The sequence below is a fragment of the Chromobacterium sp. FG89 genome, from assembly GCF_057808735.1.
Map to the genome: position 1 here is coordinate 44,344 of NZ_JBMDIQ010000022.1, position 23,201 is coordinate 67,544.

The following is a 23,201-nucleotide window of genomic DNA, read 5'->3' on the forward strand; positions in this document are numbered from 1 at the left end:
GCCAGCGCCGCCTATACCCGCGCTATGCCGATGGAATTAAATCGCCTACAAAAGCCGTCAGCGGATTTTCCTGCCGGCAAGGAGCCCATATGAGCTATCTGCAGTTCCCCCGCTTGGCCTTTTCCGGCCAGTTCCAGTCCGACGTCTCCACCGTCAACAACGATCCGCGCCATTACGACAACGCCACTTTCGAACCGCGCTTTCAGGAATATCAGCAGGCGGGGGACAACGGGCGCACCAAAACCTACAACGGCTGGTGGCACCCCACCGGCACCGCCATCATGCGCTTCGCCAACTGCCAGGTGAGCAGCTTGCGCGGCCCCAGCGGCATTCTGATCACCGATCCGGCGCAAGACCCGCTGCTGTCCTGCAGCGTGGGCAACGCCATCGGCAAGCCGTCCGGCAAAATGGTGGACCTGGACCCGGACTGGCAGCTGGCCTCCAGCATCTACGGCCTGGCGGTGTCCTTGCTCAAACCGGACGGCACGCCGCTGATGACCGCCGACTACCAGAGCAACCCTTTCCGCGATCTGTGGTTCTCCCGCGCCGCCAGCCAGGGCGACAGCGCCGCCTCCGCCGTCTTTCAGTCCGTGCTCACCAATATCCAGTGGCATCTGGACGGCTTCGACAGCCCGCTGCTGGCCCGCCTGATCGAGTTGAGCGAGCAGAACCGGCTATCCATCCGGCTGACCACCTACGGCTACAGCACCACCTACAGCGACCCCGGCTTCGGCTACGGCACCGTGCTCGGCGCCATCGGCCCGGCCTATCTCGGCCAGCCGCGCTCCTTCATCCTGGGCCGCCGCTTCATGCCCACCACGCAACAGGGCAGCGATCTTGCCAGCCAGAACGGCATCGGCTGTTTCTCCTCCTGGCTGGATCAGGATACCGCCAGCCTGCAAGTGGACCTGAGCAACGCGCTGCCGCTGAACAGCCGTTATCAGGTGACGGCGCTGCCGTCGCTGCAATACGCGATCCTGCACAATGAGTGGACGGCGCAGGACGCGGAGATAGGGCCGGGCGACTACACCGCCATCGCCGGCGTGGACACCTCGCAGACGCTGCAAGACCAGCAGGCCGGCATCCAGTCCGTGCCGCTGAACGAGGCGCAGCTGCGGCTGGCCAATCAGCCCTTGCCGCTGGCCATCGTCCAGCCGGTGGGCGCGGCGGGACGCGCCGTGGTCTGCGTGCGCGAAGCGCTGCTGGGCAACGAGGTCCGCGCCGAGGACTTCGCCATCCGCCTGGACCCCAACCACCCGGACAAGAACCACCTGCACACCCATCTCTACGCGGCGCGCTACGGCCAGCCGCTGGCCGGCGCGGCGCTGGCCTTCTGGGCCGGCGCGCCCATGCTGGACTACGGCGACACCCCCACCGACAAGACTCAGGGCACCACCCCGCGCGCGCTGTTGCCGGTCAACAACGTGCCCAACGCCGCCGTCCGCTTCAGCCCGGCGGAACCGGTCACCGATCAGGCCGGCCGGGTCGCCGTCACCCTGCACGGGCCGGAAAGTTTCGGCACCCCGCGCGAATACATGGACGGCCAGCTGTTCACCATCAACTACAATCTGGCCGGCTCCGATCCGGCGCTGCAACAGCCCTTCGACAACTTCGCCGTCGTGGTTTTCAGCAGCTTCCCGCAGCCGGGCCAGGACATCGACCTGGACAACCCGCGCTGGGAGGACGTGCAGCCCATCCTGCAGCAATACGCCAACCTCTACCCGGTGATGAGCCAGGGCCTGTTCGACTTTTCCAAGCAAGCGGTGGCCGACGCCAGCGCCTTCATCATGCGCTTCGTGTTCGACAAGCCCATCGAAGACCCCGACCAGATGCCGGTGACGCGCGACCTGTCCGCCAGCAAGCGGCGCATGCTGATCAACTATTTCCAGAACGTGATAGACCGCACCGGCAAAACCTTCGACCGCCAGCTGATGTACGGCAAGCGCTGCCCGCTGCGCCAGAGCGCGGCTCCCAGCGAGGCCGACATCGCCGCCACCCGCGGCTCTCTGAGCACGAGCAAGAGCCGCAAGGGCAACGACGCCTGAGCGCCCAGACCGCCCCTCTTTCAAGGAAACCAAGCCAGGAAACCAAGCCATGCTGAAGATACGTCAAGAACTGATGGCCGAACTGCTTCAGGCCGAGCACATCAACGATGTGCGGACCATGCTGGCCGGCGCGGTGCGGCTGGAGCTGTCCACCATTCCCACTTATCTGACCGCGCTGTTCTCCATCAAGCCCGGCCAGAACCAGGAAGCGCGCGCGCTGGTGCAATCCGTGGTGGTGGAGGAAATGCTGCACATGACCCTGGCCGCCAACACCCTGATCGCCATCGGCGGCAACCCGCGCGTCATCGAAGACGGCCGGGCACTCAGCTACCCGGGGCCGCTGCCGATGTGCGTGGACACCGGCCTGATCGTCACCCTCAAGGCGCTGAGCCGGCAGCAGGCTCAGGAAGTGTTCATGGAGATTGAACGCCCGGACACCCAGGCCGTCCTGCCCGGAGAGACCCAGGCCTCGGTCGACAACCAGCCCGGCTTCGACTCCATCGGCCGCTTTTACCAGGCCATCCTGGAGCGGCTGCAATATTTGGAAAACCACGGTCACGACTGCTTCGCCCAGCCGCGGCTGGACGAGCAGGTGGACGTCAGCCAGTGGTTCCCGCAGGAGGTGCCGGGCTGTCCGGACGGCAAGGTCTACGACATGGCCAGCGCCCGCGCGGTGATAGACACCATTGTGCGCCAGGGCGAAGGCGTGCAGGTGGAGGACGACTGGATCAACCCCAAGGAAGAAGCCGGCGGCGGCTACGCCCATTATTTCAAGTTTGGCGAGATCTACTACGGCAAGCGCCTGGTTCGCGACGACTCCAGCCCCTCCGGCTGGTCCTATACCGGCGAGCCGGTGCCGCTGGACGAAACCGGGGTGTTCAATCTGCTGCCCAACGCCGCGCTGTCAGACTATCCGGCGGGCAGCGGCGCGGCCGTCAGCGGCGCCCAGTTCTACCAGGCCTACCAGAACCTGCTGGCCGCGCTGGACCGCACCTTCAACGGCCAGCCGCGGGAGTTGGACGCCGCCATCGGCATCATGTACGAGCTGAAGCTGGTGGCGCAAAAAGTGATGCGGAACCCGGTCAACAGCAGCGTGCCGGACGTGGTGGCCGCGCCGCCGTTCATGCTCCGGCATTCGTCGTCCTGAGCGCCTGTTCAATGTCTAGCGCGCCAGGGCGGGAACCGCAAAGACAGCGGGATGCTCAAGGGGCGCATGCGCATTTTTAAAGGGGCGCTCGCCGCGTCGCGTCCGGCGAAGCGCGGCAGGCTATGAAGAGCTTCTGAGCACCGGCAGCGTCAGGGCGGCGCATAGCCCGCCCTCCTCCCCGGCCAGCAGTTCCAGGCGGCCGCCAAAGCGCCCGGCGATCGCGGTGACGATGGACAGGCCCAGGCCGCTGCCGGCGCCGGCATGCCGCCCGCGCCAAAAGCGCTGCGCGGCCTGTTCGCGCTGGTCCGCCGTCAGCCCCGGCCCCTGATCGCGGATTTCAAAGCGCAAGCCCTTCTCGCACAGCGCAGCCTCCAAACGCACCGGAGCGTCCGGCGGCGAATACCGCAAGGCGTTGTCCAGCAGATTGCGCAGCGCGGTGGCCGCCAGCGCCTGGGGCAAGGCCAGCGCGGCCTCCGGCAGCGGAGCGCAGACAATGCGCCGCGGCGGCGCGGGCTCCGCGTCGCGCATCGCCAGCCGCGCCACCTCGTCGGCGCAGGCCGGAGGGCCTTCCTCCCAATCGAAAGCCCCTTCCAGCCGCGCCAGCATCAGCAACTGCCCCAGGGTGTTCTGCAAGCGTTCCGCCCCCTCGGCGGCGTGGGCCAGCGCCTGCGCCGCGTCCGGCCCCTGGGTGATGCGCGCCACTTGCAGATGCGTCTTGATCGCCGTCAGCGGGGTGCGCAGCTCATGGGCGGCGTCGCTGGTCAGACGCCGCTCGCGTTGCAGCGCTTCGCCAACGCGCCGCAAGAGCTGATTCAGGCTGTCCGCCAGCGGCAGCACGTCGCGCGGCAAACCCTGAGTGGCCACCGGCTCCAGCGCTTCCGGCGCGCGGCGCGCCAAGGCGCGGCGCAACCGCTCCAGCGGCCGCAGCCCCCGGCTCACGCCCAGCCACAAGGCCACCAGGCTGCCGGCCAGGGCCGCGATGAAGGGCACGGCGGCGGCCCAGCGGATATCCGTCAACATCGCCTCGCGTTCGGTCAGCCGGTCCGCCGTGGTCACCCGCAAGCCGTTGGCCACCACCGTATAGCTGCGCCAGCGCTCGCCGCGCAGGGTTTGCTCGGCATAGCCCGGCGCCGGGTCCGCGCGGGTATCCGGCGCGCCCGGCGTGCGCGCCAGCACCTCGCCGCGCACGGAAACAATCTGGCACGCGATGCCGGCGCCTATGCCCTCGAAACGCGGCACGGCGCGCGGCGGCGGCGCCGGCAATTGCTCCATCAGGCCGGCCACCATCTGCGCCGACATCGCCAGCCGCCGGTCCAGCGTCAGCCGCATCTGCCGGTCCAGATCATGCAGCGTCCAGGCCGCCACGCCGCCCCACAGCAGGCACAGCGACACCCCTATCCATAACAGCAGGCGCAGACGCAAGCTCATTCGCCGGCCCTGCCGTAGCGGTAGCCCAGGCCGCGCACCGTCTCCACCACCGCCGGCCCCAGCTTGCGCCGCAAATGGTGGATGTGCACGTTCAGGGCGTTGCTTTCGATTTCTTCGCTGTAATCGTAGAGCCGGTCTTTTAGCTGCTCGGCGCTGAGAATCCGCTCCCGCGCCTGCATCAAGGCCGCCAACAGCGCCAGTTCGCGGCGCGCCAGCGCCACCGGCCGGCCGTGCAGCCAGACTTCGCCGCGCATCGGATCCAGCCGCAGCGGGCCGTCCTCGATCACGTCCACGCAACGCCCGGCGGCGCGGCGGCGCAAGGCGTGCAGCCTCGCCACCAGTTCGTCCAGATCAAAGGGCTTGAGCAGATAATCGTCCGCGCCAGCGCGCAGGCCGGCCACCCGGTCTTCCACCGCGTCGCGCGCGGTCAACACCAGCACCGGCAACGCCGCGCCGCGCGCGCGCAAGCGCGCCAGCAAGCGCATGCCGTCCTCGTCCGGCAGCCCCAGGTCCAGAATCATCAAATCGGCGTCCAGCGTCGCCAGCGCCGCCTCGGCCTGGGCCGCGCTGCCCACCGCGTCCACCGTCAGGCCGTGGGCGCGCAGCCCGGCGACGATGCCCAGCGCGATCAACTCATTGTCTTCCACCAATAACACCCGCATTCCCGTCTCCTTGTCGCCGCCAGCTTGCCGGCAACGGATTATCCCATTGTTAACGGCGGCTTAATCCCCGGCGCCCAGGCTGTGGGCATTCATCGCCATGGAGACCGCAATGCCGCTTATTTTCCGCAGCCTGTTGCTGCTGCTTTTCCTCTGGATGCCCGCCGTCCAGGCGCAAACCGGCTTTCTGCCGCCGGAACAGGCCTTTCGCCTCAGCGTCAGCGAGCTGGGCGACGGCCAGGTCCGCCTGCGCTGGGACATCCGCGACGGCTATTATTTGTATCGCAAAAATATCAAGATCGCGGCCGAACCCGCCGGCAGCGTTCCCCCGCCGGCGATGCCGGCCGGCAAGACCATCCATGATGAATTCTTTGGCGAATCCGAGGTGTATTACCAGCGGCTGGAACTGCTGGTGCGGGCCGGCCAGGCGCGCCGCCTCGCGCTGAGCTGGCAGGGCTGCGCCGAAGCCGGGCTGTGCTATCCGCCGCAGCATCGCGTCGTCGAGCTGTCCGGCGGCGGCCAGGCCGTTAAAACCGCCACGGCGGGGCTTGTCGGCACGGCCCCCGCCGCGCCGGCCCTGGGCGAAGACCAGGCGCTGGCGGCGCGGCTGGCGCAATCCGGCGTCGGCTGGGTCTTGCTGGCCTTCTTCAGCCTGGGCCTGCTGATGACCTTCACCCCCTGCGTGCTGCCCATGGTGCCCATTCTCAGCAGCCTGATCGTCGGCAGCGGCGCCACGCCGCGACGCGGCCTGGTCCTGGCGCTGGCCTTTGTGCTGCCGATGGCGCTGACCTACGCGGCGCTGGGCGCGCTGGCCGCCAGCATGGGCGCCAATCTGCAGGCCGCGCTGCAAACGCCGTGGGCGCTGGGCCTGTTCGCCGCGCTGTTCATCCTGCTGGCGCTGGCCATGTTCGGCGTTTACGAGCTGCAATTGCCGGCTGCGCTGCGCGACCGGCTGGCCATGGCCAGCCAGCGCCAGCGCGGCGGCACCCTGGGCGGCGCGGCGGCGATGGGCGTGCTGTCCGCCTTGCTGGTGGGCCCCTGCATGACCGCGCCGCTGGCCGGCGCCCTGCTCTACATCAGCGACAGCGGCGACGTGCTCAAAGGCGGCCTGGCCTTGCTGGCCATGGGCCTGGGCATGGGCGTGCCGCTCTTGCTGGTGGGCGCGCTGGGGGCCAAACTGCTGCCGCGTCCCGGCCTGTGGATGAACCGGGTCAAAGCGGTGTTCGGCTTCCTGCTGCTGGGCATGGCCATCTGGTTCCTCGACCGCGTGCTGCCCCCGGCGGCCAGCCTGGCCTTGTGGGGCGCCTGGCTGTTCGCCGTCGCCGTCGGCCTGCTGACGCTGAGCCGGCCCTGGCGCGCCAGCCCCGGCCAATGGACGCTGCGCGGCGCGGCGGCGCTGCTGGGCCTGTGGGCCGCGGCGATGCTGATCGGCGCGGCCGCCGGGCAAAGCGATCCGCTGCGGCCGCTCGCCTTCGTCTCCTCCGCGGCCGCGCCCGCCACCGACATGGAACAACTCGGCTTCGTCACCGTGCGCGATGTCCGCGCGCTGCAACAGGGCCTGGACGAGGCCGCGCGCCAAGGCCGCTGGGCGCTGGTGGACTACTACGCCGACTGGTGCGTGGCCTGCAAGGAAATCGAGCACAAGGTGTTTGGCGATCCCCTCGTGCGACAAGCGCTGGCCGGCATGACGCTGCTGCGGCCCGACGTGACCGAATCCGGCCCGGACAGCGCCGCGCTGCTGGCCTCGCGCCAGGTGATAGGACCGCCCACGCTGTTGCTGATCGGCCCGGACGGCCAGGAGCGCCGCGCCCAGCGCATCGTCGGCGCGCTGGGCCCGGACGCCTTTCTCGAACGCCTGAGCCAGGCGCGGCGGGCCCGCTGAATCTTTTGGAAAGGACCCAGTCTATTCAAACGTTTAAAAAAATAGCCTCCGCCACCCCGCTCCGCGCGGCACAGGACTGAACCATGCTTGCTTTCAACCTTGGCCCGCTGGCCATTCCGGTCAGCCTGGCCATCATCGCCGCCGCCTGGCTCGCCGCCCACGGCGCCGGCCTGCTCGCCGGCCGCGGCCGCCGCGTCAGCGTGGCGGCCCACCTCAACGACATGCTGCTGTGGGGCTTCGTCGCCGCACGCGTCGGCTTCGTCCTGTACTGGTTTTCGCTGTACTCGCAGCGGCCGCTGGCGGTGCTGGATCTGCGCGACGGCGGCTTCCTGCCCTGGGCCGGCGTCGCCGCCGCGCTCGCCCTGGCCGCGTGGCGCGGCTGGCGTCGGCCGGAGCTGCGCCGTCCGCTGGCCGTCGCCATCCTGAGCGGCGCGCTGGTCTGGGCCGGCGGCGCGGCGCTGCAAGAAGGGCGAACCAAGGCCTCGCTGTCCGCCCGCGTGCTGCCGCAACTGGACGGCGCCCCGGCCTCGCTGCCGGCGCTGGCCGGCGGCAAGCCCATGGTGCTCAATCTCTGGGCCAGCTGGTGCCCGCCCTGCCTGCGGGAAATGCCGCTGCTGCAAGACGCCCAGCGGCAAAGGACCGACGTGCGCTTCGTCTTCGCCAACCAGGGCGAGGACGAAGTCGCGGTGCGCGAGTTTTTCCACAAGCAGCCGCTTCGGCTCCGGCATGTGCTGCTGGACCCGGCCGGCGCCCTGGGCCGGGAGTACGGCTCGGCGGCGCTGCCCACCACGCTGTTTTTCGACGCCCACGGCCAATTGCAAACCATACATCTGGGCGAACTGTCCGAAGCCACTCTGGCCAGCAAGCTGCAATTGCTGGGCGGCGCGCCCGCTTCCAAGGAATAAACATGAACGCACCGCTGATCCGCGGCCTGGCGCCGCTGGCGCTCTGGCTGAGCCTGAGCGCCCACGCCGCGCCGCCCCAAGCCTGGCCGGCGCCCATTCAGGCGCTGGAAGCCCAGGGCTATGAAGTCCTGAGCAGCTTTCCCGGCCCCTCCGGCCTGACCGGCTACGCCGCGCTCTACCTGGGCCGGCCGCAGGCCGTCTACCTGACCCCGGACGGCCGACAGGCCATCGTCGGCAACGTCACCGACGCCCGCGGCGACAAATGGAAACCCGAGCTGCTGGACCGGCAGTTCGGCGCCGCGCTGTGGCGGCAGTTGGAAAGCAGCCACTGGATCGCCGACGGCAAGGACGGGGCCCCGCGCGTGGTCTACACCTTCACCGATCCCAACTGCCCGTATTGCCGGCAGCTCTGGCGGGACGCCCGGCCCTGGGTCCAGGCCGGCAAGGTCCAGATCCGCCACATCCTGGTGGGCCTGCTGGCCGAGGACAGCCCAGCCAAGGCCGCCGCCCTCCTGGCCGCGCCGGACCCGGCCGCCGCGCTGGCGCGCCACGAAGCCGGCGATTCGGTGCGGCCGCTGGCCAAGCCGCCGGCCGCCGTCGGCGCCAAACTGGCGGTCAACCAGCGGCTGATGGAGCGCTTCGGCGTGTTCGCCACCCCGGCCTCCTTCTACCGCGACGCCCAGGGCCGGCTGCAAAAAATCCAGGGCGCGCCCGCGGCGGCCGCGCTGCAACAGCTGCTCGGACCGCGCTGAGCCGGAATCAGCCGTTCCGGCGGCTGCGCCGCCACTGCCACAAGGGCGGCAGCAAGAGCAGCGCGACCATGCCCAGCACCAGCCACAGCATATTGTCCTGCACCCACGGAATCGCTCCCAGCCAGTAGCCCATGGACACCAGCCCGCCGCACCAGATCACCGCGCCCAACACGTTGTAGCAGGCGAAACGGCGCGGACACATGCCGGACAAGCCGGCCAGAAACGGCGCCACCGTGCGCACGATGGGCACAAAACGGCCAATGGTGATGGTGGGCGCGCCGTAGCGGTCGAAAAAAGCCTGGGTCTTGGCCAGATGCTGGGGCTTGACCCAGCCGCGCCGGATCAGCGTCTGCCCCAGGGCGGAACGGCCGATGCTGTAATTCAACAAATCCCCCAGGATGGCCGCCAGCGTGATCAGCCCCATCGGCCACCAGGGCGACACGCCCTGCGCGCCCAGCAAGGCGCCGGTGGCGAACAGGAGTCCGTCGCCGGGCAGGAAGGGCAAGACCACCAGGCCGGTTTCGCAAAACACGATGGCGGCCACGATCCACACCCCCAGCGCCCAGTTCTGCGCCAGCAGGGACATCAGATTCTCATCGCCGAACAACCAGCTCAGAAACCCCATGGTCAACACACTGCTCTCCTTGCCTCAATGAATTCGTCGCGTCTAATGCTTGACCGCCGCGCCGGGCGGATGTTTCCCCGGTCTGAGGGCGCGGCCGCGGAATCTTAATTTGACATAGGCATATTGTTTTGTTTTTAATGATGACAGCAAATGTCAGAATTGATTCTGCAACGGCTATCGACTTTCAAACTAAACCGCTTTCAGGAAGCCGCCATGCCTCAGTTGCCGCAAGCCCCCTTCTTATCCCCCTGTCCGCGCGCGGGAGCGCCGACGTGAGCGCCGGCCTTGCCGCCCCGGAGCTATCCAGTCAGGACGACGCGCTGCCGCTGTACCGCCAAGTGTATCAACGCTTCATCCAGGCCATCAGCCAGGGCAGCCTGACGCCGGGACAACGGGTGCCGTCCATACGCGCGCTGGCCGGCGAGCTGCAAGTGTCGCGCAATACCGTGGAATTGGCTTACGAATTATTGATAGGCGAAGGTTATCTGGAGGCGCGCGGCCAGGCCGGCACCGTGGTGTCGCCGCGGCTGGCGGAAGTGCGCATGCAGCAGCCCCGCCCGGCGGACGCGCCGGCGCCGCGTCCGGCCAGCCTGTCCTTATTCGATTCCGCCTCCGACTGGCAGCCCCTGCCCTATCAACTGGGCTTGCCGGCGCTGGACCTGTTCCCGCGCAAGCTTTGGGCCAGCCTGAACACCCGCCAGCTGCGGCTGCAAAACCGTTTTCTGTCCTACCCTCAGCCGGCCGGCTACGGGCCGCTGCGCGAGGCCATCGCCGCCTATCTGCACCTGTCGCGCGGGCTGGACTGCTCGCCGCAACAGGTCTTCATCACCGCCGGCTACCGCGGCGCGCTGAATTTGATCGGCCGCACCCTGCTGCGGCCGCTGGACCAGGTGTGGATTGAAGATCCCTGCTTCCCGCCCAGCCGCCACCTGATGGCGGAAATGGGCGCGGAGCTGGTGCCGGTGCCGGTGGACCGGGACGGCATGCAGGTGGCCGTCGCCAAGGAGAGGGCGCCGCACGCCCGTTTCGCGCTGGTGACCCCGGCGCATCAAAGCCCGCTGGGAGTGTCGCTGTCCCTGGTGCGGCGTCTGGAACTGCTGGCCTGGGCCGAGCACAACAACGCCTTCATCATCGAAGACGATTACGACAGCGAATACCGCTACGACGGCCGGCCGCAGCCGGCGCTGGCCAGCCTGGGGGCCAACGACAACGTGCTCTACGTCGGCAGCTTCAGCAAGGTGCTGAGCCCGGCGCTGCGCCTGGCCTATCTGGTGGTGCCCAAGCCCCTGCTGACGCGCTTCAACGCCGCCTGCCATACCTGGCACGACGGCTGCCCGTTGTTGAATCAGGGGGTGGTGGTGGATTTCATGCAGGAGGGCCACTTCATCCGCCATCTGCGCAAGATGCGCTCCGCCTACGCGCAGCGCCGCGAGCTGGTGATCGCCAGTCTGCGGCAAGCGTTCGGCGAGCGGATGAGTTTCGACGTGCCGGCCTGCGGCCTGCATTTGCTGGCGCGGCTGGATCGCTCGGAGGACGACATCGCCTTGGCGCAGCGCGCCAAGCGCGAGCGCTTCGGCATCGCCGCGCTGTCGGCGCGGGCGCTGGAAGCGGATTGCGGCAAGGGTTTGTTATTCGGCTTCGCCAACGTGGCCACGCCGGAGCAGGCCGCGCAACAGGCGCGGAATCTGCGCCTATGCCTGGAAGGCCGGTCCTTGCCGTCGGGCGGCTGAGAACCTGTTTACGATCTGCCGCGCGTCGTCGATACGGCGTTGAAAACGGCGGGGCTTGGCGGGCGTCGCCCAAGGGCCCCGTCCGGCCCAGCAAGCCTCAATCCGGAATCACCGCCGTCGCCTCGATCTGCACCTTGGCGCCCGGCACCATCAAGGACGCCACCTGGAACGCGCTCATCACCGGAAAATGGCCGATCAGCTCCCGGTAGGCGCGGCCCACTTCGCGGGCCTCGGCGAAATAAGCGTCGCGGTCGGACACATACCAGGTCAGCCGCACCAGGTGCTCCGGCCGCGCGCCGGCCTCGGCCAGGACCGCCACGATGTTCTTCAGGATCTGGATCGCCTGCTCGGCGTAGCCCGGCCCCACCAGCTTTTCTTCCGCGTCCCAGCCCAGTTGGCCGGAGGTGAACACCAGGGTGCCGCGCGCGGCGATGCCGTTGGCGTAGCCGCGCGGGCGCGCCCATTCCGGCGGTTGCAGAATTTGCATCATGCCGCCGCCTCCTCCAGCAAGCCGCTCAAGGCGGCGCGCACGTCGGCCGGAGCGTCGATGGCGGCGCCGCTGTCCAGCGAGATGTGCACCAGCACCTGGCGGCAGCGCAGCCGCAGTTCGCCGTTGGCGTGGCCTTCGATGTCCAGGGTCAGCGAGCTGCCACCCAGCCGCGCCACGCGCAGCTGCAGCGTCAGCTGCTCGCCCTGACGGGACGGGCGCAGGAATTCGCAGTCCAGCTTGACGATGGGCAGACCCAGCCGGCGCGGGCCGATGAAGTCGGCGAAGCTGATGCCCAGCCCTTCGGTGAACCAGTCTTCCACCAGCCAGTTGCTCAGCACCAGGTATTGCGGGAAGTAAACGATGCCGGCCGGATCGCAGTGGGAGAAGCGGATCGGGTAGGCCTTGGAAAAATGGGGGTCTTGCATCTTGTCGCTTTCTTGGCGTGGGCGACCATCGCCGCCCCTTGTGTGTGTCAGACGGCTTCGGTTTCCGCTTGCGCGGCGCGCTCCGCCAGCCGCAGATAATTGCCCAGCATGCTGAGCCCCTGTTCGGTCAGCACCGATTCCGGATGGAATTGCAGGCCGTGAATGGGCAGGCTGCGGTGGCGCAGCGCCATGATCTCGCCCCGGCCGCCGTCGGCGCGCAGCGCCCAGGCGGTGGCGACCAGCTCCTCCGGCAGCGCGTCCGCCACCAGCGAGTGGTAGCGCGCCACCTTGAGGCCGTCGGCCAGGCCTTCGAACAGGCCCTCGCCGTCGTGATGGATGCGCGACACTTTGCCGTGCAGCACTTCGTCGGCGCGGCGCACTTGCGCGCCGAAGGCGGCGGCGATGCACTGGTGGCCCAGGCAGATGCCGAGGATGGGCAGGCGGCCGGCGAAGCGGCGGATCGCCGCCAGCGACACCCCGGCCTCGGCGGGCGAACAGGGGCCGGGCGAGACGATCAGCGAGCGCGGCCGCAGCGCTTCCATCTCCTCCAGGCTGATCTCGTCGTTGCGCCTCACCATGATGTCCGCGCCCAACATGCCCAGGTACTGCACCACGTTGTAGGTGAAGGAATCGTAGTTATCGATCATCAAATGCATATCGCCTCCTCTTGCCGCGCCGCCGCGGCCAGCTTGGCCGCCAGCAGCATCAACCGGCTTTTTTCCAGGGTTTCCTGCCATTCGCGCTCGGCCAGCGAGTCCTGCACCACGCCGGCGCCGGCCTGCACGTGCAGCCGGCCGTCTTGCAGCACGCCGGTGCGTATGGTGATGGCCTGATCGGCGTTGCCGCGCCAGCCGATATAGCCGATGGAGCCGCCGTACACGCCGCGCGAATGCGGCTCCAGCTCGGCGATCACTTCCAGCGCCCGCACCTTGGACGCTCCGCTGAGGGTGCCGGCCGGGAAGGTGCTCTTGAGCACGTCCAGCGCCTGCGCCTGTTGCGGCAGCTTGCCGGACACGGTGGAAACGATGTGCATGACGTGGGAGAAGGGCTCCACGGTCAGCAGTTCGTCCACTTGCACGCTGCCCAGCTCGGCCAGCCGGCCCAGATCGTTGCGCGCCAGGTCCACCAGCATCATGTGTTCGGCGATTTCCTTGGGATCGGCCAGCAGTTCGCGGCGCAAATCCTGGTCTTCCGCCGCGTCCGCGCCGCGGCGGCGGGTGCCGGCCATGGGCCGGCTGGTGATCCGCTCGTCTTGCTGGCGGAACAGCATCTCCGGCGAGGCGCCGACGATCTGGGCCTCGCCCAGATTGAGCAGATAGCGGTAGGGGGTTTCGCCCAGGCCGGACAAGGCCCGGTACAAGGTGGGCGCGTCGGCGGCGAAGGGCTGGCTCATGCGTTGGGACAACACCACCTGCATCACGTCGCCGGCGGCGATGTAGTCCTTGATCCGGCCCACCGCCTGCTGGAAGTCCTCGCGCGCAAAGGCGTAATCCAAGGCGGGGTCCGCCGTCGCGTCCGCGGCGAAAACCGGCGGCGGCGCGGACGGCTCCGCCAGCAGCGCGCGGGTTTGCTCGCACAAGCGCAGCAAGCGCTGTTGGCCGCGGGCGTAGCCGGCCGCCTCGGCGGCTTCGTGGACGATGCAGTAGACGCTGGCCTGCTGGTGGTCCAACACCAGCAAGTCCAGGCTCAGCCATTGCAAGGCGTCCGGCAGCGCCAGCCCGGAGGGCTTGCGCGGCTGGCGGCGCAGCCGCGGCTCGATCAGGCGAGTGGTTTCGAAGCCGAAATAGCCGAACAGGCCGCCGGAAAACGGCGGCAAGGCGCTGAAGTGCGGCGCGCGCCAGCCTTGTTGCAGCTTGGCCAGCTCCGCCAGCGGGTCCGCGCACTCCAGTTCGCGCAGCAGCTGGCCGTCGCGCCAGTGGCGCAGCCGGCCCTCGTCCAGCTCCACCCGCTCGCGGCAGGGCAGGCCGATCACCGAATAGGCGCGCTGAAACGCGCCGTCGCGCCAGTGACCGGTTTCAAACAGATAGTCCTGGCCCTGGTTGGCCAGCGCCTGGTACAGCGCCAGCGGGTCCGCGCCCGCCGGCAGCGGCAGGGTCCGCCACAGCGGCGCCAGGCTGAAGCCGTGGTCGCCGTAACGCAGAAAGGCCTCTTCGCTCAGCATACTTTTTCCTCCTTGCGCTCCGCCTGCTCTCGGGCGGCCAGCTGCGCCATCGCGCGCCGGTCCGGCTTGCCGTTCTTGTTCAGCGGAATCTCCTCCAGCGCCAGCACCAGCGCCGGGCGCTTATAGCTTTCCAGATGAGCTTCCAGCGTGGCGTGCACCAGGCGCACCAGCGCCTCGCTGTCGTCGCCGGCGCGCAGGATCAGCGCCGGGCGGGCTTCGCCGTCGCGGTCCGGCGCGGCCACCACGTAGGCGTCGCCCAGTTCCGGCAGCAACGCGGCCAGCAGGTTTTCGATTTCCACCGGCACCACCCAGCGGCCGAACACCTTGAAGCGGTCGTCCTCGCGGCCGTGGAAGCTCAGATAGCCGTGCTCGTCGCGGCTGAACAGATCGCCGGTGCGATACCAGCCGTCCTGGAAGCGCTCTTGCTCTTCCTGCGGACGCCGCCAGTAGCCCAGCGCGCGGCTGGGCGCCTTGACCAGCAGCACCCCGCATTCGCCGGCCGGCGCGTCCCGGCCGTCGGCGTCGACGATGCGCGCCTCCCAGCCCGGCAACATGCGGCCGACGCTGCCGGCGCGCAGCGCGTCCGGATAGCTGGTGGCGAACACATGGCACATTTCGGTGGCGCCGATGCCGTCGTGCAGATCGAAGCCGAAACGCTGACGCCAGCGCCGCGCCAAAGGCGCGGACAGCGGGGCGCCGGCGGAGAAGGCCAGCCGGATCGCCACGTCGGACGGCTCCAGGCCGTGTTCCAGCAGCAGCCGGTACAGGGTGGGCACGGCGAACAATACGGTGGGACGGAACTGGCGCAACACGCCGGCCACGCGTTCGGCCGACGGCCAGGCGCCGTCCAGCACGCCGCAAGCGCCCAGATACAGCGGGAAGAACAAGCTGTTGCCCATGCCGTAGCCAAAGAAGGATTTGGGCACCGAGTACAACACGTCGTCCGCGCCCAGCCGCAGCTGGCCGGCGGCGAAGTGCGAGCACACCGCCAGCATGGAGCGGGCGCTGTGCACCACGCCCTTGGCCTGGCCGGTGCTGCCGGAGGTGTATTGGATCAGCGCCGGCGCGTCTTCCGGCTGGCGCGCGAAATCGTCCCAATCGTCGTCGGGGCTGTCGCCGGCCAGCCATTCCAGATGAGCGCCGGCGTCCAGCAGCCGCAGCTTGGCCGCGGCCGGCCACACCGCGATCTGCGAGGACTGGCCCAGGCACAGCGCCGGAGCGGCGTCGGCCAGCAGATGGTGGAGCGAGGCGGCGTCCAGCCGCGGATTGGCCACCACCGGCAAAGCGCCCACCGCCAGCGCGGCGTAAAAGGCCACTGCCAGCTCCGGGCCGTCGTCCAGCGCGATCAGCACGCGCTCGCCGGCGGCCACGCCTTCGGTTTGCAGCCAGGCGGCCTGACGGCGCAGCGCGCGGTTGAGCTGGCGGTAGCTGAGGCTGAAGCCGGGGCCGACGAAGCAGAGCCGGTCGCTGTCCGGCCGGCTGGCGGCCAGGCGCTCGGCCAGATTGATCAGCGGTTCCGGGGCGGCCGCGTCCTGCGCCGGCCGCGCCGCCGCGCCGGAGGGCTGGGTCAGCGCGGCGATCAGCCGGTCGGTCAAAGCCAGCGCCTGGCGCGGATTGAGGCGCGGGTCGCAGCTGCTGTGGTAGGCGCGGCCCAGGTCTTCCTCGGCCAGCGCCTCCGGTCCGCCCAGGCATTCGGTCACGTCCAGAGCGCTCAATTCCAGGTGCACGCCGCCGGCGTGGCTGCCGCAGTCGCGGTGGGCGGCGAGGAAGGCCTCCACCTCGGCCAGGATGTCTTCATAGCGCCGGGTCTTCACGCCGTTGGCCGCTTGCACGCCGTTGCCGTGCATCGGATCGCACAGCCACAGCACTTGGCGGCCTTCCGCGCGCACCGCATCCAGCAGCGCCGGCAGGCGCTGGATCTGCGCCGCGCCGAAGCGGGTGATCAGGGTCAGCCGGCCGGCCTCGTTGTCCGGGTTCAGCGCGTCGATCAGGCGCAGCAGTTCCTCGCGCTCCATGCCGGGGCCCACTTTGACGCCGACGGGATTGTTCACGCCGCGCAGGAATTCCAGATGCGCGCCGTCCAGCTGGCGGGTGCGTTCGCCCACCCACAGGAAGTGGCCGGAGCCGCAATACCAGTCGCCGCGCTCGTCCTGCTGCAGCTGGGCCTGTTCATAAGGCAGCAGCAGCGCTTCGTGGCTGACGTAGTAGCCGCTGTCGCGCGGCGCGGCCTCGCGGTCCAGGCCGCGCAGGTAGTTGAGGCTGGCGGCGGCGTGGAAATAGGCGGATTCCAGCCGCTGCGGGTCGTGGGCGCGCGCGGCGGCGGCGAATTCCACGCCGTTGATGATGTCGCCGCGATAGCTGGGCAGGCTCAATCCGCCCAGCGCTTCCTGCGGCTGGCTGCGCGGCTTGGCGTACTGGCCGGCGATGCGGCCGATGCGCAGCACCGGGCGCTGCAGCGCCTGGCCCAGGTCCGCGGCCATGCGTTCCAGCAGGCGGTAGTGGCCGCCCAGCACGTCCGGCCGCAGGCCGGCGAAGCGCTCGGCGCAGTCTCCGGCCTGGATGACGAAGCCCTCTCCCCGCGCCACGCCGGCCAGCGCGGCGCGCAGCCGGCGGATTTCGGCGGAAGGCACCAGATTGGGATAGGCGCTCAGACGCGACAGCACGGCATGCAACGCGGCGCCGTCGTCGTAATCGGGCATTTGTGTGTGCGGTTTCGCCTGCCAGCTGCTTGGGCTCCAGGCTTTGGATAGTGTCAGCATCGTGATCTCGTTTATCGGGTGCTGATTGGGAAAAGCCCGCCCGGCAAGAGCCGCTTGCGCCGGGCAAGGCTGGCGGGCCGCGCCGCCCGGGGGGCGGGAGACGCGGCCGGGCTTCAGGCGCTCAGTTCCTCGCGCAGCGCGATGCCGCCCAGGTTCTGCAACAAGGGCGCGTTCTCGCAGGCCAGGTAGACGCACTCCTCCGCGCCGGTGTTGACGTGCTGGTGCTCGGCCCAGACCGGCACGTAGATGGCGTCGCCGGCGCGCCACGGCACCTGGCGGTCGCCGATGCGGGAATAGCCCTGGCCCTGGGTGACGTAGATCACCGTCTCGTAGTTGTGGCGGTGCAGGCGGGTGGACTCGCCCTCTTCCAGCCGGCCTATGGTCAGGCTGATGGTGCGGCTGGGCAGATCGACGATGTGCACCTTGTGCTTGCGCTCGGAGGAGAAGGCCTGGTCGCCGCCCTGGCTGGCCGCCATCACCTGCTCGTGGCTCAGCCGCGCCGGCAACTGGGCCTGCAACTGGCTGGGCACGCGCCAGAAATCGGCGGAGGAGAAATGGCCGGCCGGAGCCGCGGCGGGCGCGGCGGCCGGCTGCGCCTGGCAATGCGCCCAGATGGCGTCGAACATCGCCACGCGGCGGGCGATCAGCTCGCGGCCCACGGCGATGGCCTGCTCGCGGCGCGCGTCCTGGTCCAGGGTCAGGCGCTGCATGATGGCCAGCATGGTCAGCGCGTGGTCTTCGTCTTCCTCGATGTGCAGGCTGAAGAACTCGGTGGCGTCCTCGCCGAAGCCGTGGTGTTGCAGCGCTTGCAGGATGGGGCGGTAGATCAGCGGCACGATGGCTTCCGCGCCCAGGCACATCGCGGCCAGGCCGGCCAGCGCGTCCGAGGACTGGCAGTGGCCCATCATGGTGTCCACCATCGCCAGGGTCTGCGGCAGCGGCGCGTGCGAGGCCGGCGCGGCGCCCACCACGCGCAAGGTGCGCTGGAACATTTCCGCGTGGGTGATGGCGCTGCCGCCGTCCACGCCCATTTCCTCGCGCATGTTTTCCATCAGCGCCATCACGTCGGCCGGGTCGCTCAGCTGGCCCATCAGCGCGCACAGATAGCGGGTGAAGTGGCGCGAGTAATGACTGTGCTGAACCAGCAGGGTGCGCACGGTGGCCAGGCTGGCCTCATTGCGTTCCAGCGCTTGCAGCAGCGGGTGTTCCACCAGGCCCTGCAGGTCTTCTTCTTTCAGCCAATCGGCCCAGATCAGGCTCATGCCTGCGATCAACGGGGTCTTGCTGCCGCTTTTTTCCAACAATGCTTCCATGTCCATCTCCCAATCGAAGTGTGCGGTTCGCGGCGCGGAAAGCGCCGCGGCGTCCAGGTGTTGCGGTGTTGCGAAATCAGGCCCGGGCAAAGCGCAGCGCCGGGTTGCGCCAGCTCAGGAACAGCAGCCCGGCGGCGGCGCAGCCGGCCGGGAACAGATACATGCCGGCCCAGCCCAGCCGGTGGATGGCGATGCCGCCCAACCAGGAACCGAGCGCGGCGCCGAAGAAGAAAACCGTCATGAACAGGCTGTTCAGCCGTGAGGCGGCGGCGGGGTCTATGCCCAGCACCCGGCCCTGGGCGATGGTCTGCACCGAGCGCACGCCCAGATCGGTCACCATCAGGAAGATCACGATCATCAGCACCTGGCTGCCCAGCCAGACGCCGGCCAGCGAGGTGGCGGCGATGCCGACGCCCAGCAGCGCGATCACGCCGTGCCAGTCCAGCCGGCGCTGCAGCCATTGCGCCAGCCACGGCGCGCGCAGCGCGGCGATGGAAGTGAAGGCCAGCAGGCCGGTCTGACCGGCGTTCCAGTTCAGGGTGGCGTGGGTCAGCGAGGACAGATTGGCCCAGATGCCGTTGGAGGCGGCGAAGAAGCAGGCGGCCACCAGCGCCAGCCGGCGCAGCTCCGGCAGCTTCAGCCACAAAGCGCCCTGCTGGCTCAGCATGCGGCCGTAGCGCAGCTGGCCGGCCAGCGGCACCTCGCCGATGCAGCCGCGCAGCGCCAGGCCGATGACGAAGGTCAGGGCGCCCACCGTCAGATAGATGCCGCGCCAGCCGATGTGCTCGCCGCCCCAGCCGGCCAGCACCCGCGCCAGCAGCAGGCCGGCGAACAAGGAAGTGAGCAGGCTGCCCACCACCCGCCCGCGCTGCTCCGCCGCCAGCGCCTTGGCGCTGTAGGCCAGCAACAGCTGGCCAGCGATGGACAGCAGGCCGGCCAGGCCGCACAGCAGCACCATCAGCCAAGGCGACGGGGCGATGCCCACCAGCAGCAGCACCGCGCCCAGCGCCAGCATGGTGGCGGGGATCAGCCGGCGCGGCGCGATCATGTCGCCCAGCGGCAAGCCCAGGATCAGGCCGGCGCCGTAGCCGAACTGGGTGGCCACCGACAGCCCCCACAGCGAGTCCGCGGACAGGCCGAAAGAGACGGCGATCAGCTGCGTCATCGATTGGTGGTAGACCACCGCCGCCACGGAAAACCCGGTGGCCAGGCAATAGAGGGTCAGCGCCCAGCGGGACAGGGCGTTTTGAGAGGTCATGATGTGTGTCCTTAGGCGCGGATCAGTCGAATGACAGCGCCAGTGTTGAAGTCAGCGGGCGGCTGCGGCAGCTGAGCACATAGCCGGCGGCCACCTCCTCGGGCGCCAATGCGTGCGGCGCCTCCATGTCCACTTCGCCGGCCAGCACCTGGCAGCGGCAGGTGGCGCAAACGCCGGCCTTGCAGGAGTAGCGCGGCGTGACGCCGGCTTGCAGCAAGGCGTCCAGCAGGTTGTCCACCGGCGCGCCCAGTTCCACCTGGCGCTGCATGCCGTCCATCCTCACCGTCACCCGCACCCGCTCCGGGCTGTCCGCCAACGCGCGCTCGGCGCGGGCCGGACCGGCGGCCGGGGCCGCGGCGTAGTGTTCGCTGCGGACGCGTTCCGGCGGCAGGCCGCTGTCGCTCAGCGCCTGGCTCACCGCCGCCATCATGCCGGCCGGGCCGCAGACGTAGGCGTGGTCGATGGAGGCTGCCGGCAGGCAGCCGCGCAGCAGCGCCAGGCAGCGCTCGCGGTCCAGCCGGCCGTTGAACAGCTCGATGTCCTGCTCTTCCGCGCTGAACAGATAGATCAGGGACAGACGCGCCGGGTAGCGGTCCTTCAGCGTCGCCAGCGTTTCGCGGAACTGCAGCGAGGCCAGGTTGCGGTTGCAATAGACCAGGGTGAAGCGGCTGAGCGGCTCGCGCAGCAAGGTGGCCTGCAAGATGGACAAGACCGGGGTGATGCCGCTGCCGGCGGCGAAACCGGCGTAATGGCGGGCCGTTTCCGGCGCCGCCGGCAGGCCGAAGCGGCCGGACGGCGGCAAGGCCTCCAGCATCGCGCCCGGCCCCAAACTATCGTGCGCCCATTGCGAGAAGCGGCCGCCGGCCACCCGCTTGATCGCCAGCTGCAGCTTGGGCGCGTCCGGCGCGTTGCACAGCGAATAACTGCGGCGCACTTCCTCGCCGTCCAGCCAGGCGCGCAGGGTCAGATGCTGGCCCGGCTCGTGGCGGAAGCGGTCGCGGTGTTCTTCCGACGGCTCCAGCGTCAACAGCAGACTGTCCGGCGTGTCGCGCTGGATCTCGGTCAGCTGCAAAGGGTAAAACTGCGGCATGACGGCTTCCTCATAAACTCTTGAAGTGCTCGAACGGATTGCGGCAGGCCTCGCACTGGTACAGCGATTTGCAGGCGGTGCCGCCGAATTCGCCCTGCGGGCGGGTGGCGTCGGAACCGCAGCGCGGACAGGGCACCCGCGGCGCGGCGACGGCGACAAAGCTCAAGCGCTGCCAGCCCGGCTCCGCCGGCAAGGGCGGGGCGATGCCGGCGGCGCGCAGCTTGGACCGGCCGCTTTCGCTGAGCCAGTCCGTGCTCCAGGCCGGATGCAGCCGCGTTTCCAGCCGCACCGCCTCCACGCCCCGGTCTTGCAGGGTCTGGCGGATATTGCTGTCTATCTGCGCCTTGGCCGGGCAGCCGCTGTAGGTGGGCGTCACCACCACCCGCAGCGCGTCGTCCTCCCAGCGCACGTCGCGCACGATGCCCAGGTCCACGATGGAGACATAAGGCATCTCCGGGTCCGGAATGCCGGCCAGCCATTCCCAGACGCGCTCGGTGCCGCTTTGCACCTCCAGGCCGTGCACCCGGCTCACCAGCCGGCTCCCGGATGGGCGCGGGTCAGGAACTGCATCTCCATCAGCAGGGCCACCAGCGCCTCGCCGTGCGCGCCGCGCTTGCCGCCGCTGACCGCCGGCGCCGCGCGCGGCGGCTCCAGCGTGGCCGCGGCCAGCACTTCGTTGACGTAGGCCAGCCATTCCGGATACAGCGCGGCCAGGTCGCAGCCCACGCCCTGGGCCAGCATCGCCTGCTCCAGTTCGTCCATCTCGAACAATTCGCCCACGTAATGCCAGCAGCGCTCCAGCGCCAGCCGGCAGAATTCGCGGCTTTGCCGGCTGCCGTCGCCCAGCCTCACCACCCAGCCGCTGCTGCGGCGCAGGTGGTAAGTGGCCTCTTTCAACGCCTTGGCGGCGATGGCGGCCACTTCCGCGTCCGCCGAATCCGACAGCTCGCGCAGCAGCAGGCAATGCCAGCTGTCGAACAGAAACTGGCGCATCTGGGTGTCGGCGAAATTGCCGCGGGTCAGCTCCGCCAGCAACACGTTGCGGAAGGCCTGGGCGTCGCGGCCGTAGGCCAGATCGTCCTCGCTCTGCGCCGGCGTCAGCCCGCGGCCGGCGGCGTCCAGCCACAGCCGCGCCTGGCCCAGCAGGTCCAGCGCCACATTGCTCAGCGCCAGGTCTTCTTCCAGCGTGGGCGCGTGGCCGCACCATTCGCACAAGCGCTGCGACAGGATCAGCGCGTTGTCGCCCAGGCGCAGCAGGTATTCCGCGCGCAGGTTTTTCAATTCCGGATGCAGGGTCACAGGTGTTGCACTCCCTCTGGCACCTCGTAATAGGTGGCGTGGCGGAAACCCTTGTCCGCCGCGGTCTCGAACCACGGCGCGCGCTCCACCTCGCCGCTGCTCACCAGGTCTTCGGCGGCCACCAGCCACAGGCTGACGAACTCGCCGCGGCGGGTGAACACGTCGCGCGCGTGCTGCAGCGCCATCGCCGCGTCGCTGGCCTGCACGCTGCCCACGTGGCGGTGCGCCACGCCGTTCTGGCTGCGCGCGAACACTTCCCACAGCTTCCACTCATGCATCTCGTTCTCCTTGCGGCCCCGCCGCCAGCTTGGCGGCGTGGCAGGCGGCGGCTTCTCGCACCCAGGCGCCCTCGTCCCAGGACCGGCGGCGGCTGGCGAGACGCTCGCGGTTGCACAGGCCCTGGCCCCGGATCACCCGGTTGAATTCGTCCCAGTCGATGCGGCCGATCTCGTAATGCCCGGTGTCCGGGTTGAAACGCAGATCCGGGTCCGGCACCGTCAGGCCCAGGTGCAACACTTGCGGCACGGTCTGATCGACGAACTTCTGGCGCAGGGTGTCGTTGGAATACAGCTTGACGCCCCAGCGCATCGAGCGCTGCGAGTGCACCGAATCCTCGTCCGGCGGGCCGAACACCATCACCGTCGGCCACCACCAGCGGTTGAGCGCGTCCTGCGCCATCCGCCGTTGCGCCGGCGTGCCCTCCGCCAGCCGCCGCACCAGATCGAAACCCTGGCGGTGGTGGAAGCTCTCCTCCTGGCAGATGCGCACCATGGCGCGGGCGTACGGGCCGTAGGAACAGCGTGACAAGGGCACTTGGTTGACGATGGCGGCGCCGTCGGTCAGCCAGCCGATCATGCCGACGTCCGCCCAGCTCAAGGCCGGATAATTGAAAATATTCAGGTACTTGGCCTCGCCGGCCAGCAGCTGCCCGTAAGCCTGCTCCCGGCTCAGGCCCAGGCTCTCCAGCGCGCTGTACAGATACTGGGCGTGGCCGGCCTCGTCCTGCACCTTGGCCAGCAGGATGCATTTGCGGCTGAGGCTGGGCGCGCGGGTGATCCAGGCGCCCTCCGGCAACATGCCCACGTATTCGGAATGGGCGTGCTGCGCCATCTGCCGCTGCAAGGTGCGGCGGTAGGCCTCCGGCATCCAGTCCTGCGGCTCGATCTTTTCGCCGCCGTCTATCCGCTGTTGAAACGCCTGCTCCAGCGCTTCCAGGTGCTCCGTCGTCGCCAT

21 protein-coding genes are annotated in these 23,201 nt (G+C 69.3%); 6 read left to right on the top strand and 15 right to left on the bottom strand.

Annotation, left to right across the window (positions count from 1 at the left end):
* Nucleotides 1-89: 89 nt before the first annotated feature.
* Together ACODRW_RS19180 and ACODRW_RS19185 are read left to right on the top strand one after the other, a co-directional pair.
* Entirely contained in the window at nt 90-2,045 is a 1,956-nt protein-coding gene (locus ACODRW_RS19180; protein WP_488906472.1) for a hypothetical protein, read from the top strand.
* 49 nt (nt 2,046-2,094) lie between these two features.
* Nucleotides 2,095-3,192 carry a ferritin-like domain-containing protein gene (locus ACODRW_RS19185; RefSeq protein WP_227106244.1) on the top strand — a complete coding sequence of 366 codons (1,098 nt, stop codon included), beginning with the start codon at nt 2,095-2,097 and terminating at the stop codon, nt 3,190-3,192.
* Between the two features lie 120 nt (nt 3,193-3,312).
* On the opposite strand, the gene ACODRW_RS19190 is transcribed toward ACODRW_RS19185, so the two are convergent.
* Nucleotides 3,313-4,620, bottom strand: a complete 1,308-nt coding sequence (locus ACODRW_RS19190; protein WP_488878027.1) for an ATP-binding protein — start codon at nt 4,618-4,620, stop codon at nt 3,313-3,315.
* On the bottom strand, nt 4,617-5,282 hold the full coding sequence (locus ACODRW_RS19195) for a response regulator (RefSeq protein ID WP_107801442.1): 666 nt from the start codon (nt 5,280-5,282) through the stop codon (nt 4,617-4,619). The genes ACODRW_RS19190 and ACODRW_RS19195 overlap by 4 nt, the downstream gene beginning before the upstream one ends.
* 109 nt (nt 5,283-5,391) lie before the next feature.
* On the opposite strand from ACODRW_RS19195, the gene dsbD reads away from it, so the two are divergent.
* From dsbD to dsbG, 3 genes are all read left to right on the top strand, one after another.
* On the top strand, nt 5,392-7,161 hold the full coding sequence (gene dsbD / locus ACODRW_RS19200; RefSeq protein ID WP_488906473.1) for a protein-disulfide reductase DsbD: 1,770 nt from the start codon (nt 5,392-5,394) through the stop codon (nt 7,159-7,161).
* A gap of 83 nt (nt 7,162-7,244) precedes the next feature.
* Nucleotides 7,245-8,066: a TlpA family protein disulfide reductase gene (locus tag ACODRW_RS19205; RefSeq protein ID WP_488906474.1), complete on the top strand. Its 822-nt coding sequence runs from the start codon at nt 7,245-7,247 to the stop codon at nt 8,064-8,066.
* Nucleotides 8,067-8,068: 2 nt separating this feature from the next.
* Nucleotides 8,069-8,818 (top strand): thiol:disulfide interchange protein DsbG, encoded by a 750-nt coding sequence (gene dsbG, locus ACODRW_RS19210; RefSeq protein WP_107801439.1) that lies wholly within the window; start codon nt 8,069-8,071, stop codon nt 8,816-8,818.
* A gap of 7 nt (nt 8,819-8,825) precedes the next feature.
* Here the strand turns inward: dsbG and ACODRW_RS19215 are convergent, their stop codons facing one another.
* Nucleotides 8,826-9,443: a VTT domain-containing protein gene (locus tag ACODRW_RS19215; protein WP_227108502.1), complete on the bottom strand. Its 618-nt coding sequence runs from the start codon at nt 9,441-9,443 to the stop codon at nt 8,826-8,828.
* A 272-nt stretch (nt 9,444-9,715) separates the two neighbouring features.
* Between ACODRW_RS19215 and pdxR the strand changes: the two genes are divergently transcribed.
* Nucleotides 9,716-11,173, top strand: a complete 1,458-nt coding sequence (gene pdxR / locus ACODRW_RS19220) for a MocR-like pyridoxine biosynthesis transcription factor PdxR (RefSeq protein WP_199225968.1) — start codon at nt 9,716-9,718, stop codon at nt 11,171-11,173.
* Nucleotides 11,174-11,270: 97 nt separating this feature from the next.
* On the opposite strand, the gene ACODRW_RS19225 is transcribed toward pdxR, so the two are convergent.
* From ACODRW_RS19225 to paaA, 12 genes are all read right to left on the bottom strand, one after another.
* Nucleotides 11,271-11,663, bottom strand: a complete 393-nt coding sequence (locus ACODRW_RS19225; protein WP_081549478.1) for a RidA family protein — start codon at nt 11,661-11,663, stop codon at nt 11,271-11,273.
* Nucleotides 11,660-12,088 carry an acyl-CoA thioesterase gene (locus ACODRW_RS19230; protein ID WP_166451512.1) on the bottom strand — a complete coding sequence of 143 codons (429 nt, stop codon included), beginning with the start codon at nt 12,086-12,088 and terminating at the stop codon, nt 11,660-11,662. The genes ACODRW_RS19225 and ACODRW_RS19230 overlap by 4 nt, the downstream gene beginning before the upstream one ends.
* A gap of 47 nt (nt 12,089-12,135) precedes the next feature.
* On the bottom strand, nt 12,136-12,744 hold the full coding sequence (locus ACODRW_RS19235; protein ID WP_227106229.1) for an anthranilate synthase component II: 609 nt from the start codon (nt 12,742-12,744) through the stop codon (nt 12,136-12,138).
* On the bottom strand, nt 12,735-14,249 hold the full coding sequence (locus ACODRW_RS19240; protein ID WP_488906475.1) for an anthranilate synthase component I family protein: 1,515 nt from the start codon (nt 14,247-14,249) through the stop codon (nt 12,735-12,737). The genes ACODRW_RS19235 and ACODRW_RS19240 overlap by 10 nt, the downstream gene beginning before the upstream one ends.
* Nucleotides 14,243-17,008, bottom strand: a complete 2,766-nt coding sequence (locus ACODRW_RS19245; RefSeq protein ID WP_227106225.1) for a 3-deoxy-7-phosphoheptulonate synthase — start codon at nt 17,006-17,008, stop codon at nt 14,243-14,245. The genes ACODRW_RS19240 and ACODRW_RS19245 overlap by 7 nt, the downstream gene beginning before the upstream one ends.
* A 113-nt stretch (nt 17,009-17,121) precedes the next feature.
* Entirely contained in the window at nt 17,122-18,321 is a 1,200-nt protein-coding gene (locus ACODRW_RS19250; protein ID WP_199225966.1) for an iron-containing redox enzyme family protein, read from the bottom strand.
* Nucleotides 18,322-18,397: 76 nt separating this feature from the next.
* Complete coding sequence (locus ACODRW_RS19255) at nt 18,398-19,579, bottom strand: MFS transporter (RefSeq protein ID WP_107801434.1); 1,182 nt, start codon at nt 19,577-19,579, stop codon at nt 18,398-18,400.
* Nucleotides 19,580-19,601: 22 nt separating this feature from the next.
* Complete coding sequence (locus tag ACODRW_RS19260) at nt 19,602-20,669, bottom strand: 2Fe-2S iron-sulfur cluster-binding protein (RefSeq protein ID WP_253314709.1); 1,068 nt, start codon at nt 20,667-20,669, stop codon at nt 19,602-19,604.
* A 10-nt stretch (nt 20,670-20,679) separates the two neighbouring features.
* Nucleotides 20,680-21,201 carry a 1,2-phenylacetyl-CoA epoxidase subunit PaaD gene (gene paaD, locus ACODRW_RS19265; RefSeq protein ID WP_227106221.1) on the bottom strand — a complete coding sequence of 174 codons (522 nt, stop codon included), beginning with the start codon at nt 21,199-21,201 and terminating at the stop codon, nt 20,680-20,682.
* On the bottom strand, nt 21,198-21,968 hold the full coding sequence (paaC, locus tag ACODRW_RS19270; protein ID WP_253314708.1) for a 1,2-phenylacetyl-CoA epoxidase subunit PaaC: 771 nt from the start codon (nt 21,966-21,968) through the stop codon (nt 21,198-21,200). Before paaC ends, paaD begins: the two co-directional genes overlap by 4 nt.
* Nucleotides 21,965-22,246 (bottom strand): 1,2-phenylacetyl-CoA epoxidase subunit PaaB, encoded by a 282-nt coding sequence (gene paaB / locus ACODRW_RS19275; protein WP_019104274.1) that lies wholly within the window; start codon nt 22,244-22,246, stop codon nt 21,965-21,967. The genes paaC and paaB overlap by 4 nt, the downstream gene beginning before the upstream one ends.
* Nucleotides 22,239-23,201, bottom strand: a complete 963-nt coding sequence (gene paaA, locus ACODRW_RS19280) for a 1,2-phenylacetyl-CoA epoxidase subunit PaaA (protein WP_107801430.1) — start codon at nt 23,199-23,201, stop codon at nt 22,239-22,241. Before paaA ends, paaB begins: the two co-directional genes overlap by 8 nt.

What these genes read in the sequence shown, in the direction of transcription:
- ACODRW_RS19180 (WP_488906472.1), top strand. Translation starts at nt 90, where the DNA reads ATGAGCTATCTGCAGTTCCCCCGCTTGGCCTTTTCCGGCCAGTTCCAG.
- ACODRW_RS19185 (WP_227106244.1), top strand. Translation starts at nt 2,095, where the DNA reads ATGCTGAAGATACGTCAAGAACTGATGGCCGAACTGCTTCAGGCCGAG.
- ACODRW_RS19190 (WP_488878027.1), bottom strand. Translation starts at nt 4,620, where the DNA reads ATGAGCTTGCGTCTGCGCCTGCTGTTATGGATAGGGGTGTCGCTGTGC.
- ACODRW_RS19195 (WP_107801442.1), bottom strand. Translation starts at nt 5,282, where the DNA reads ATGCGGGTGTTATTGGTGGAAGACAATGAGTTGATCGCGCTGGGCATC.
- dsbD (WP_488906473.1), top strand. Translation starts at nt 5,392, where the DNA reads ATGCCGCTTATTTTCCGCAGCCTGTTGCTGCTGCTTTTCCTCTGGATG.
- ACODRW_RS19205 (WP_488906474.1), top strand. Translation starts at nt 7,245, where the DNA reads ATGCTTGCTTTCAACCTTGGCCCGCTGGCCATTCCGGTCAGCCTGGCC.
- dsbG (WP_107801439.1), top strand. Translation starts at nt 8,069, where the DNA reads ATGAACGCACCGCTGATCCGCGGCCTGGCGCCGCTGGCGCTCTGGCTG.
- ACODRW_RS19215 (WP_227108502.1), bottom strand. Translation starts at nt 9,443, where the DNA reads ATGGGGTTTCTGAGCTGGTTGTTCGGCGATGAGAATCTGATGTCCCTG.
- ACODRW_RS19225 (WP_081549478.1), bottom strand. Translation starts at nt 11,663, where the DNA reads ATGATGCAAATTCTGCAACCGCCGGAATGGGCGCGCCCGCGCGGCTAC.
- ACODRW_RS19230 (WP_166451512.1), bottom strand. Translation starts at nt 12,088, where the DNA reads ATGCAAGACCCCCATTTTTCCAAGGCCTACCCGATCCGCTTCTCCCAC.
- ACODRW_RS19235 (WP_227106229.1), bottom strand. Translation starts at nt 12,744, where the DNA reads ATGCATTTGATGATCGATAACTACGATTCCTTCACCTACAACGTGGTG.
- ACODRW_RS19240 (WP_488906475.1), bottom strand. Translation starts at nt 14,249, where the DNA reads ATGCTGAGCGAAGAGGCCTTTCTGCGTTACGGCGACCACGGCTTCAGC.
- ACODRW_RS19245 (WP_227106225.1), bottom strand. Translation starts at nt 17,008, where the DNA reads ATGCTGACACTATCCAAAGCCTGGAGCCCAAGCAGCTGGCAGGCGAAA.
- ACODRW_RS19250 (WP_199225966.1), bottom strand. Translation starts at nt 18,321, where the DNA reads ATGGAAGCATTGTTGGAAAAAAGCGGCAGCAAGACCCCGTTGATCGCA.
- ACODRW_RS19255 (WP_107801434.1), bottom strand. Translation starts at nt 19,579, where the DNA reads ATGACCTCTCAAAACGCCCTGTCCCGCTGGGCGCTGACCCTCTATTGC.
- ACODRW_RS19260 (WP_253314709.1), bottom strand. Translation starts at nt 20,669, where the DNA reads ATGCCGCAGTTTTACCCTTTGCAGCTGACCGAGATCCAGCGCGACACG.
- paaB (WP_019104274.1), bottom strand. Translation starts at nt 22,246, where the DNA reads ATGCATGAGTGGAAGCTGTGGGAAGTGTTCGCGCGCAGCCAGAACGGC.
- paaA (WP_107801430.1), bottom strand. Translation starts at nt 23,201, where the DNA reads ATGGCGACGACGGAGCACCTGGAAGCGCTGGAGCAGGCGTTTCAACAG.